Source organism: Azoarcus sp. CIB (genome assembly GCF_001190925.1).
Classification (GTDB): domain Bacteria; phylum Pseudomonadota; class Gammaproteobacteria; order Burkholderiales; family Rhodocyclaceae; genus Aromatoleum.
Genome location: NZ_CP011072.1, coordinates 3,968,107 through 3,979,684, shown reverse-complemented (window position 1 = coordinate 3,979,684; position 11,578 = coordinate 3,968,107). Strand labels below are relative to the sequence as shown.

At 68.7% G+C, this 11,578-nt stretch carries 9 protein-coding genes; 5 read left to right on the top strand and 4 right to left on the bottom strand.

All coding sequences use genetic code 11. The features are described from left to right. Positions 1-20: 20 nt before the first annotated feature. The 4 genes from AzCIB_RS17785 to mutL all read right to left on the bottom strand — a co-directional run bounded on the left by AzCIB_RS17785 (position 21) and on the right by mutL (position 6,302). Positions 21-812: a TIGR01458 family HAD-type hydrolase gene (locus AzCIB_RS17785; protein WP_050417116.1), complete on the bottom strand. Its 792-nt coding sequence runs from the start codon at positions 810-812 to the stop codon at positions 21-23. Positions 813-899: 87 nt separating this feature from the next. Further along, a complete protein-coding gene (locus tag AzCIB_RS17780) occupies positions 900-2,873 on the bottom strand; it encodes a DNA topoisomerase IV subunit B (protein ID WP_050417115.1) in 1,974 nt (657 codons plus the stop codon). A 140-nt stretch (positions 2,874-3,013) separates the two neighbouring features. Then, positions 3,014-3,985 (bottom strand): hypothetical protein, encoded by a 972-nt coding sequence (locus AzCIB_RS17775; RefSeq protein ID WP_050418434.1) that lies wholly within the window; start codon positions 3,983-3,985, stop codon positions 3,014-3,016. 418 nt (positions 3,986-4,403) lie between these two features. Continuing rightward, positions 4,404-6,302: a DNA mismatch repair endonuclease MutL gene (mutL, locus tag AzCIB_RS17770; RefSeq protein ID WP_050417114.1), complete on the bottom strand. Its 1,899-nt coding sequence runs from the start codon at positions 6,300-6,302 to the stop codon at positions 4,404-4,406. A 231-nt stretch (positions 6,303-6,533) separates the two neighbouring features. On the opposite strand from mutL, the gene purN reads away from it, so the two are divergent. The 5 genes from purN to AzCIB_RS17745 are packed head-to-tail and all read left to right on the top strand — an operon-like array spanning position 6,534 to position 11,575. After that, positions 6,534-7,214, top strand: a complete 681-nt coding sequence (gene purN / locus AzCIB_RS17765) for a phosphoribosylglycinamide formyltransferase (protein WP_050417113.1) — start codon at positions 6,534-6,536, stop codon at positions 7,212-7,214. Next, a complete protein-coding gene (locus AzCIB_RS17760; protein WP_050417112.1) occupies positions 7,193-8,386 on the top strand; it encodes a DUF3108 domain-containing protein in 1,194 nt (397 codons plus the stop codon). Before purN ends, AzCIB_RS17760 begins: the two co-directional genes overlap by 22 nt. 9 nt (positions 8,387-8,395) lie before the next feature. Next, entirely contained in the window at positions 8,396-9,679 is a 1,284-nt protein-coding gene (locus AzCIB_RS17755) for an RsmB/NOP family class I SAM-dependent RNA methyltransferase (protein WP_157058525.1), read from the top strand. Further along, a complete protein-coding gene (locus AzCIB_RS17750; protein WP_050417110.1) occupies positions 9,666-10,256 on the top strand; it encodes a phospholipase D family nuclease in 591 nt (196 codons plus the stop codon). Before AzCIB_RS17755 ends, AzCIB_RS17750 begins: the two co-directional genes overlap by 14 nt. Continuing rightward, the gene (locus AzCIB_RS17745; RefSeq protein WP_083447055.1) at positions 10,253-11,575 is read left to right on the top strand and encodes a mechanosensitive ion channel family protein; all 1,323 of its coding nucleotides are present in this window, start codon (positions 10,253-10,255) and stop codon (positions 11,573-11,575) included. Before AzCIB_RS17750 ends, AzCIB_RS17745 begins: the two co-directional genes overlap by 4 nt. Positions 11,576-11,578 lie beyond the last annotated feature (3 nt).

Genomic DNA, 11,578 nt, shown 5'->3' with positions numbered 1-11,578 from the left:
GGCACCGTGGCGTGGTCGGGCTAGGGGAGCGCGAGCAGCCGGTCGACCGCGCAGGCGAAATCGTCGGCGACGAGATCCGGGCGCACCGTCGGGTGGGCATCGTCGCCAGGACGGAATTTCCCGGTGCGCACGAGGATCCCGGGGATGCCGGCGTCGAGCGCCGCGCCGACGTCGTCGTGCAGATCGTCGCCGATCACCACCGCGTCGGCCGGTGCGACGCCCAGTTCGGCGAGCGCGGTGTGGAAGAAGCTCGCCGCGGGCTTGCCGACGATCTCGGCCGTGACGCCGCTGCTGAACTCGAGGCCGGTCACGAAAGCGCCCATGTCGAGCGACAGGCCGTCCTCTTCCATGAAGTAACGGTTCTTCGCCATCGCGATGAAGGCGCCGCCGCCCATCAGCAGGCGGAACGCGGCGTTGAGCCGCTCGTAGTCGAGATGCGGGCCCATGTCGCCCAGCACGACCGCATCGGGGGCCTCCGCGCTCGGGCCGATTTCGGCCGCGAGGTCGGGATGGACGAGGTACAGCGGCTTCAGGCCGCGCTGGCGCACGAGCTGCTGCGCTGCGTGCGGGGCGGTCTGCAACTCGTCCTCGGCGATCGCGAAGCCCATCCTTTGCAGCTTCGCGACCAGCGTGCGGCGCGGCGTGCGGGTCGTGTTCGTGAGAAAGCGCAGCGGCAGCCCCGCGGCACGCAGGCGGGCGAGCGCGTCCACCGAGCCGGGGATGGCCTGCTCGCCAACGTGCAGCACGCCGGCCAGATCCACCAGTACGGCGGCTGGGCGCCGCGCGAGGCGAGGGGAGGGATTCGCGGCCATGAGGGGCTACTCGAAAACGGGACGGGCGTTTTCCGTTATAGGAGGCGTGATGCGGCGCAGCAAGGCGCCGTCATCGGGTCCGCAAGTTCAGATGTCGGCCTCGACGGTGTCGCCCTTCGCCTCCATCCACGCGCGCCGGCCCGAGGCTTCGCCCTTGCCCATCAGCAGCGTGAACATCTTCAGCGTGTCCTCGAGCGCGTCGGCGCGCACATGGACCGGCAACACGCGGCGCGTCGCAGGGTCCATCGTCGTCTCGCGCAGCTGGTCGGGGTTCATTTCGCCCAGACCCTTGAATCGGCCGACTTCGATCGCTTCCGGCTTGAAGCCTTCCTTCGCGACACGGTCGCGGATCGCAGTGAGCTCGCCGTCGTCGAGCGCATACAGGCGCCGCGCCGGACGCTTCTTGCCCTGTGCCGGCACATCGACGCGATACAGCGGCGGCTGCGCGACGTAGATGTGGCCGCGCGTGATCAATTCGGGGAAGTGGCGGAAGAACAGCGTCAGCAGCAGGGTCTGGATATGCGCGCCGTCGACGTCCGCGTCCGACATGATGACGACCTTGCCGTAGCGCAGGCCCGAGAGGTCGGGGCTGCTGCCCGCCACATGCGCATCGACGCCCAGCGCGACCGCGATATCGTGGATCTCCGCGTTTGCGAGCAGGCGGTCGGGGTCGATTTCCCATGAGTTCTGCACCTTGCCGCGCAGCGGCAGGATCGCCTGCGTTTCCTTGTTGCGCGCCATTTTCGCCGAGCCGCCCGCGGAGTCGCCCTCGACGAGGAAGAGCTCGTTGTCGGCAATGTCCTCGGATTCGCAATCCGAGAGCTTGCCGGGCAACACCGCGACGCCCGAGGTCTTCTTCTTCTCGACCTTCTGCGCGCTCTTTTGCCGCGCGAGCGCCTGCTTGATCGACAATTCGGCGATCGCCTTGCCGGCCTCGACGTGATTGTTCAACCAGATCTCGAACGGGTCGCGGATCATCGACGACACCAGCTTCACCGCCTCGCGCGAGTTGAGCTTCTCCTTCACCTGACCCTGGAACTGCGGGTCCAGCAGGCGCGCAGACAGCACGAAGCTCATGCGTCCGGCGACGTCTTCCTGCTGCAGCTTCACGCCGCGCGGCAGCAGCGCATGGTGCTCGATGAAACTCTTCACCGCGTCGAACACGCCCGCGCGCAGACCGCTCTCGTGCGTGCCGCCGGCCACCGTCGGGATCAGGTTCACGAAGGACTCGGACGGCACCGACTGCTCGAACCAGCCGATCACCCAGGCTGCGCCTTCGCCGGGCGCGAAAGTCGCGTCGTCCTTGTCGGCGTACTTTTCGGCGGTGAAGAGCGGTGCGACCGGCTCGAGGTCGCCCGCCTGTTCGCGCAGATAGCCGGCCAGGCCGTCCGGATAGGACCAGGTCTTGCTCAGTGCCGGGCCGCTCGCCTGCTCAATGTCGAGCCGCACCGACACACCCGACAGCAGCACCGCCTTCGAGCGCAGCAGGCGTTCGATCTCGTTCTGCGGCACGCGCGGATTCTCGAAGTACTTGCCGTCCGGCCACGCACGCACGCGCGTGCCGGTTTGCCGTCCGCAGTCGCCGACAACAGAGATCGCGCCGATGTTCTCGCCGCCCTCGGCAAAGTCGATGCGGTGGATCTTGCCTTCGCGCTTCACTTCGACTTCGACGCGTGTCGACAGCGCGTTCGTCACCGCGACGCCGACGCCGTGCAGGCCGCCCGAGAACGCATAGGCGCCGTTGCCGTCACGCTTGTCGAACTTGCCGCCCGCGTGCAGGCGGGTGTAAGCGAGCACGACGACCGGCACGCCTTCCTCGGGATGCAGGCCCACCGGGATGCCGCGACCGTCGTCGGCGACGCTCACCGAGCCGTCCAGATGCAGCGTCACATGGATTTTCTTCGCAAAGCCGCCGAGCGCCTCGTCGGCCGAGTTGTCGATGACTTCCTGGATGATGTGCGCCGGCGAGTCCGTGCGGGTGTACATCCCGGGGCGCTCGCGCACCGGTTCGAGTCCCTTGAGGACGCGGAAGGACGATTCGTCGTATTGCTTGCCTGTCATGGTGTCTGCACTGTGTTGCGGTCCGGCCGAGCGCCGGGAGGCGTGCAAGGATACCTGCTGGGCGGCGATCTGGCACGGCGGTGATGCGATTCCGCGCGACGGCTGTGGCCGCTAAGATGGGGCTTTGCGGGTGCGGCGCGCTATCGCTCCATCTGCTGCTCGTTCCTGCCGCGCTTGCCGCGTTCCTCTTCCTGCGGCGGCTGTTTGCGTCCCTGCTGGTCCGTGCGGCCTCCCCGGTCCTGCGGTGCGCGCTCGTCCATGCGCGGGCCAGGCATCTGGCGGTCACGCATCTGCTGCTCTCGCATCTGGTGTTCGCGTCTGGATTCCATCTGGCGCGGATCCATCTGGCGCGGATCCATCTGCCGGCGTTCCATCTGCCGAGGCTCCATCGGCACTGGCTCGGCCCGCCGTTGACTCGGTCCGCCCTGCCGCGAGCCCGCGTCGGGAGCGGAACGCTGCCGATCCTGCTCCATCATGCGGGGGCTGCGTTCGCGGCGTGCGCTTTCGCGTTCGTCGCTGTCCGGTCCCCGCATTCTCGTCGACGCCGGCGGGGGCAGGAGCTCCCGGGCCGCCGCCTCGCGCGGCCGGTAGCGGTAATGCTGGCTGCTCAGTTCCCGCTGGTCGCGGATTTCACGCGGATAGCGGTCGCCCGAGTACTGCCGCTGGTAGGTCGGCAGCGGTGCCGGCGGCGGTGCTGCACGGCGGTCCCGGCGGTCCCAGCCGCTGCGGCGCTCGCCCCATTCGTCGCCCCAGTGCTCGCGCCATCGCGGTGGGGCATCGCGGCGCCATGCGCGGAAATAGACCGGCGGTTCGCGGTAGTAGCGCACAGGTATGCGCAGGATGAACACGGGCACGGCTACCGGCGTGACGATCGTCCACGGGCCGTTGTACCAGGAGCTCACGTACCAGTCGTCATCGTGGAAAACCCAGTACAGACCGTCGTAGAAGAAGAAATTCCCGGCCACCCGCGGTGCGTAATACACCGGATAGCCCGGCACCCGCACGAGTTGCGGATACACCGGCAGGTTGATCCCGATAGATATTTGTACCGAGGCCGTTGCCGACGTGACCGCGGCCAACAGTAGCCACAACACCATCAATAGAATGCGCATGGTCATTTCTCCCTCGGGGCTGCGCCACGTGAGATACCGTCGGTGTCGTTGCTGCCGTCGCGTGGGTCCAACCCCGAATCGCTCGCTCCGTCCGGCCTCCGCCAATGAAAAGCAAGCCTGGATGACACACTTTTCGCATCATGCGGGCGGGATGAGTGGGGCTGCAGACGCGCGAGTGCCGCTCGGCCGCTCCTGTACCGTTATAGGCCGACGGCCGTCCGCGTGCCATCATTTTCTGCCGCCAACTCCGGCGAAGTTGCAACTAAATGCTGGTATGGGCAGGCTCTTCGGGCGCCTCGAGAGCGGGTGGCGATGCAGGATGGAAAATGCCGGATGGATTGTCGAGTCAGCCGTCGAGCCGGATGTCCGAACGCTCGACGCAGTCGCTCGCGCATGCGTCCCCGGCGCTCGTGCGCAGCTACTGCCCGCGCATGAAGAAGCGGTCCAGGTCGCCCATCGTGAGCTGGGTCCAGGTCGGGCGGCCGTGGTTGCACTGGTCGGCGCGCTCGGTCGCCTCCATGTCGCGCAGCAGCGCGTTCATCTCGGGAATGGTCAGGCTGCGATGCGCGCGCACGGCGCCGTGGCAGGCCATCGTCGCGAGGAGCTCGTTCCTGCGCGCGGTGACGACTTCCGAGGCCGGGTATTCGCGCAACTCTTCGAGAAGCTTCCGCAGCAGCTCCGCCACGGGGGCGTTCGCGAGCAGCACCGGCACCGCGCGCACGGCAAGCTCCTGCGGGCCGGCGGGCGCGATCTCGAAGCCCATGCCCGCGAGGACCTCGGCGCATTCCTCGGCGGCGGCCATGTCCTTCGCGCTGACCGAGAACACCGCCGGGATCAGCAGTCGCTGAACCGAGGGGCGACCGTCGAGCACGGTCTTGAGCTTCTCGTACAGGATGCGCTCGTGCGCCGCGTGCATGTCGACGAGCACGAGCCCCTTGGCGTTCTGCGCGAGGATGTAGATGCCGTGGAGCTGGCCGAGCGCGTAGCCGAGCGGGGCGGAATCGTCGGCGTGCTGCGGTAGCGCCGTTGCGATTCCGCCGGTCGGACGGCCCGCGGCGGGTGCGAAGGCGGTCGGGCGGAAGTCCGGTGCCCCTGCGGCGGTCATTGGCGCTGCAGCGGAATTGACGGCGGCCATTGAGGGTTCGCGCGCCGTGCCGACGAAGTCGAAGTAGCTGCGGCTCGCGGATTCCATCGCGAGGCGGCCCTGCACGGGCGGCGCACTGCCGTAGCCGCCGAAGTGGTGCGGGTGCTCGCCCTGAGCACGCGCTTCCGGCGTGGATGACGCGGCGCCGGTTGTCGCCGCCTCCGCGATCGGTTCGTCGCGGCCCGCGAGACTCGCGCCCGACTCCGCGAGCGTGCGCGTCAGCGCATGGAACACGAACTGGTGGATCGCGCGCGCCTCGCGGAAGCGCACCTCGATCTTTGCCGGATGGACGTTCACGTCGACGCCCGCCGGGTCGAGTTCGAGGAACAGCACATAGGCCGGGTGGCGGTTGCCGTGCAGGATGTCCGTGTAGGCTTGGCGCACCGCATGCGTGAGCAGCTTGTCGCGCACGAAGCGGCCGTTGACGAAGAAGTACTGCGCGTCCCGGCTCGCGCGCGAATACGCGGGCAGCGATGCAAAACCGGACAGGCGCAGCGGCCCCGCATCGGCATCCAGCGCGCGCGCCTGCGCGAGGAAATCGTCACCCATCAGCGCGCCGACGCGCCGTGCGTGGTCCGCGGCGGGCAGGCGATGCACGACGCGGCCGTTGTGCGCGAGCTGCAGGCCGATGTCGGGGCGCGCCAGCGCGACGCGGCGGAACATCTCGTCGCAGTGCGCGTATTCGGTCGATTCCGACTTCAGGAACTTGCGCCGCGCCGGGGTGTTGTAATACAGATCCGCGACATCGACGACGGTGCCCGCGCCGAGCGCCGCCGGCGCCACGCTGCGGTCGGAGCCGTCGATGCGCCACGCGTGCGCGCTGCCTTCGGCGCGGCTGGTGAGCGTCGTGCGCGCGACCGCCGCGATCGCCGCCAGCGCCTCGCCGCGGAAGCCCATCGTGCCGACGCGCTCGAGATCGTCGAGGTTCGCAATCTTGCTCGTCGCGTGGCGTTCGAGCGCGAGCGCCAGCTCGTCCTTCGCGATGCCGCAGCCGTCGTCGGCTACACGGATGCGCCGCACGCCCCCCTGTTCGAGCTGCACGTCGATCGCGCGCGAGCCCGCGTCGACCGCGTTCTCCAGCACCTCCTTGAGCACCGAGGCCGGCCGTTCGACGACCTCGCCGGCGGCGATCTGGTTGATCAGGAGGTCGGACAGCAGGTGGATCGAGGGCATGGGGGCGGGGGAAAAGCGGCGCAACGTGCAATTATACGGAGTCCGCCCGGGCCCCGGTCGCCCCGCTGCGCCGGCCGGGTTTCGGGGCCGGGGCGCCGTTCCGGTATCATTGGCGAAAATCCATCCTCCGTGTGCCGGTGCCGGATTGTCTGCGGAACATCGCGCGCCGGTCCCTGTCCGATTCCCCCGACGCGCGAGTTCGCGTCCGAACCGAATACCAAGAACACCTTCATGAAGTCCATCGTCATCCTCATCTCCGGCCGCGGCAGCAACATGGAAGCCATCGTGAACGCGGGCATTCCGGGCGCCCGCATCGCCGCGGTGATCAGCAACCGCGCCGACGCCAAGGGGCTCGAATTCGCCGCGGCGCACGGCATCGCGACCGCCGTCGTCGACCACAAGGCCTTCGCGTCGCGCGAAGCCTTCGACGCCGCGCTCGCCGAGAGCATCGACGCGCACGGCGCCGACCTCGTTGTGCTCGCCGGCTTCATGCGCGTGCTCACCGACGCCTTCGTACGCCGCTACGAGGGGCGCCTGTTGAATATCCATCCCTCGCTGCTGCCTGCCTTTCCCGGCCTGCATACGCACCAGCGGGCGATCGAGGCGGGCGTGCGGGCGCATGGGGCAACGGTGCATTTCGTGACCCCCGCGCTCGACTGCGGACCGGTCGTGATCCAGGCGGTCGTTCCGGTGCTGCGCGATGACGACGAGGACAGCCTGTCGGCGCGCGTGCTCAGGCAGGAGCACCGCATCTACCCGCAGGCGGTGCGCTGGTTCGTCGAAGACCGGCTGACGATCACCGCGCAGGGCCAGGTGCGCGTGCGCGACGAAGCGGTCGATGAGGCCGGGTGGACGATCCCGTCGCTGGATCGGGAGCCCAGGGACGGAGCGTGCGACAGCCGACAATCCTGATCCTCGCGACGGGCGCTTCGGTGCTCGCACATGCGCTCGTGCTGAGTCTGCCGGGTTGGTCTGCGCACGTCGGCATCGAGCCGCCGGTCCTGCATGCGACGCTCGTGATTTCCGAGCCCAAGCCGGTCGTCGACCTCGCGCCGGTCGTGACGCCTCCGCCACAGCCCGTTGTGCCGCAAAAGCCCAAACCGCGACCCAAGCCGAAGCCCAGGCCCGCGCCTGCGGCCGAAACGCCGCCTGTGGTGCCGCTGACGGCGCCGGCCGGAGAGGGCGGGGAGGTCGCCGTCGCGGCGCCTGCGGATGTCGCGACGCAGCCTGCGGCGGAGGTGCCGCCGGCCGTCGATGCGGCGCCCGTCGCCGATGCCGCGCCGGAGCTCGTCGCCGCCGCCGACCTCAAGGGCTTCAACATCGCCGGCTGGCCCGAGCGCGGCAGCATCCGCTTTCGCGTGCATCTGGGCGAGGGCGGTTTCGCCGTCGGCGAGGCGCAGCACGAGTGGTCGCACGACGGCAAACGCTATCGCATGTCGGTCGCCGTGCGCACGACCGGCGTCGTCGACATGTTCCGGTCCTTCCACTACGCCCAGAGCAGCGCGGGCAGCGTCGGACGCGAAGGCCTGAAGCCGGAGCGCTTCAGCGTCGAGCAATCGCGCAAGACGCCGGCGAATGCGGTGTTCGACTGGGATGCGCGCAAGGTGACGATGAAGCGCGGCGCCAAGGAGCGCGTCGCGGACCTGCGACCGGGCGATCAGGACCTTCTGAGCCTGTGGCACCAGATCGGCATCGTCGGCGCGGTCAGCGGATCGACCGAGCTGAACGTTATCACCGGACGCGAGGCCACGCCGTCGAGCGTCGAGGTCGTCGGCCCAGAGAAGCTGCCGCTGCCGATCGGGCTGCTGGATACCGTGCGTGTGCGTGCCGAGGCGCGCAATGGCAGCCTGACGATAGATATCTGGCTCGCGCGCAACTACGGCATGCTGCCGGTGCGCATCCGCGTCATCGACGACAAGGGCGAGGTGCTCGACCAGCAGGCCGTCGAACTGCGCCTGTCGCCCCCCGGATCGGCCGGCGACGAACCCGCAGTGGCGGGGACCGGCCGCGAGGGGGCGGAAGAAGACATGATCGAATTGCGGGCGGAGGACAATGCCTTCGCCCATCCATCCATCGGAAACTGAAGAACAATTATGGCAAGACATGAAGAGGCCGCCTCGCGCGGCCTGCTGATCCACGCCGCCCAGGTCCTCGGGGCGGTGCTCACCTTCGAACATCCGGCCGACGTCGTGCTGTCGCGGCACTTCCGCGAGAACCGCGAGATCGGCCATCGCGACCGCGGCTTCATCGCCGAGGCCGTTTACGGCATCGTGCGGCGCCTGCGCTGGCTGCGCCGCCTCGTCGGCGAGGACGCGCGTCCGCGCGCGCTGCTGCTGGCGTGGCTCGCGCGCGGTGAGGGCTGGCCGATGCGCAACTTCGAAGGTCTCGCGTCGGCCACCGAGCGCGACTGGGTCAGCGAGATCAAGGCCAAGGAACTCGACGAAGGCTCGCTCGGCGAACGCGCCGACATGCCCGACTGGCTCGCCGAGCGCCTGCTGGCGACGCACGACGAAGCCACGCTGCTCGAACTCGCGCACAGCCTCAACCGCGCCGCACCGCTGGACCTGCGCGTGAACGTGCTGAAGACGGACCGCGACAAGGTGCTCGACGCCCTCAAGGTCAACGGCATCGCTGCCGCTCCCTGCCCCTACTCGCCGCAGGGCATCCGCCTCGCCGCCAAGCCCGCGCTGCAGAAGCATCCGCTATTCCTCGACGGTTCCTTCGAGGTGCAGGACGAGGGCAGCCAGCTGCTCGGCTTCCTCGTGCAGCCCAAGCGCGGCGAACTGGTCATCGATTTCTGCGCCGGCGCCGGCGGCAAGACGCTGCAGCTCGGCGCGCTGATGCGCTCGACTGGGCGCCTTTACGCCTTCGACGTGTCGGAGAAGCGCCTCGCCAAGCTCAAGCCGCGCTGCGCCCGCGCCGGCCTGTCGAACGTGCATCCCGTGCTGATCGCGCACGAGCGCGACGCCAAGGTGAAGCGCCTTGCCGGCAAGGCCGACCGCGTGCTGGTCGATGCGCCGTGCAGCGGCCTCGGCACGCTGCGCCGCAACCCCGACCTCAAGTGGCGCCAAACGCCCGAGTCGGTCGCCGAGATGGTCGCCAAGCAGGGCGCGATCCTCGAATCGGCCGCGCGCCTCGTCAAGCCGGGTGGCCGTCTCGTGTATGCGACCTGCAGCCTGCTCGCCGAGGAGAACGACGGCATCGTCGACGCCTTCCTCGCCGCCCATCCCGAGTTCCGCCAGGTGAGCGCCACCGACGTGCTCGGCAAGCAGGGCATCATCCTCGATACCGGCGAGCGCCTGCGCCTGACGCCGCGTGTGCATGACACCGACGGCTTCTTCGCGGCCGTGCTGGAGCGTGTGGATGCAGGGGCGTGATGTATCGGGGCGGCTGCTCGCAGGCGTCGTAATAGCGTTCATCGCCATGGCGACGCAAGTCGCCGCGGCGAGCCAGCGGCTTCCCGCGCGCGGCTCGGTCGAGGTCGCGTTTTCCCCCGCCGACCGCCCCGAGGCGCTGCTGATCGACGTCATCGACGACGCGCGCAAGACGCTGCATGTGCAGGCCTACGCCTTCACGAGCAAGCCGATCGCGCGCGCGCTGATTGATGCGCACCAGCGCGGCGTGCGCGTCGAAGTGCTCGCGGATGCGAAGATGAACAAGCGCGGCAAGGGCAACGTGCTGCCCGAACTGCTCGCGGCCGGCATTCCGGTATCGCTCGAGACGCGCTTTGCCGCTGCCCACAACAAGGTCATGATTGCCGACGCCGACGGCCCCGCCTGCGCGCTGGTCACCGGTTCGTTCAATTTCACGCAATCGGCCGTCAAGCGTAACGCCGAAAATCTGCTCGTGCTGCGCGACAACTGCACGCTGACGCAGATCTACCTCGACAACTGGCGCCGCCACCGCGCCGACGCCACCCGTATCACCCGTCTGCCCTGGAAACCCGGAACGTGAATGAAGAGATTCGTTTCGCCGCCATGCTCATGGATACCTGGAGCGACCTGCAGAGTCCCTCCATCCTGTGGCAGCTCGGCGCCCTGGTCGGCTGCCTCCTGCTCGCGTGGCTGATCGAACGTGCGATGCTCGCGCGCGTCGCCCCCCGCGGCGACACCGAAACCGCCGCCCAGCGCTTCGGCCGTAGCGGCCTGCGCCGCGTGCTGTTCCCGTTGTCGGCGCTCGTCTTCGTATTCGCCGCGCGTGCGGTGCTGGGCAAGTACCAGAGCGTGCACCTGCTCAATCTTGCTGTGCCCCTGCTGACTTCGTTCGCCGCGATCCGCTTCGTCGTCTTCACGGTGCGGCAGGGCATAGGCCACTCGAGCTGGCTGGGCAACTTCGAGCGCGTCTTCGCATCGCTCGCGTGGGCCGTGGTCGCGCTGCATATCCTCGGGTGGCTTCCCGAGGTGATCGATGCGCTCGACGGGGTGTCCTTCAAGGTCGGCAGCCAGAAGCTCTCGCTATGGACCCTGCTGCAGGGCGTGGGCATGGTGATGTTCACCCTGCTCATCGCGCTGTGGGCGGCGGGGGCGCTGGAGCGCCGGCTGAGCGGTGCCGCCGGCCTCGACGACAGCATGCGCCTCGTGCTGATGCGCGTCGCGAAGGCGCTCCTGATCGTCGTCGCCGTGCTGATCGCGCTGCCCATGGTCGGCATCGACCTGACCACGCTGTCGGTGTTCGGCGGGGCGCTGGGTGTGGGCCTGGGCTTCGGCCTGCAGAAGATCGCAGCGAACTATGTCTCGGGCTTCATCATCCTGCTCGACCATTCCCTGCGTATCGGCAACCTGATCTCGGTCGGCGCCGAGCGCGGCGTGGTCACCCAGATCAACACCCGCTACACGGTTTTGCGCGCGGCGAGCGGCATCGAATCGCTGGTGCCGAACGAGACCCTGATCGGCTCGGTCGTGCAGAACGAAACCTACAGCGACACGCGCATCGTCGTGCCGATCAACATCCAGGTGAGCTATGCCACGGATCTGGAGCGCGCAATGCAGATCCTCGTCGAGGCGGCGAAGACGCATGAACGCGTGATCGCGGAGCCGGAGCCCAAGGCCTTCGTCGTCGCCTTCGGCGAGAGCGGCGTCGACCTGCGCCTCGCGGTATGGATCGCCGATCCGCAGGAAGGCACGCTCGGCGTGATTTCGCACATCAACCTGGAAGTGTGGAAGCGCTTCCGTGCCGAGGGCATCGAGATCCCCTTCCCGCAGCGGGAAGTGCGCGTGGTACACAGCGAGGCCGCACTGGCGCAGGCGGTCGCCGAGGCCGCAGCGGCCGACTAATCC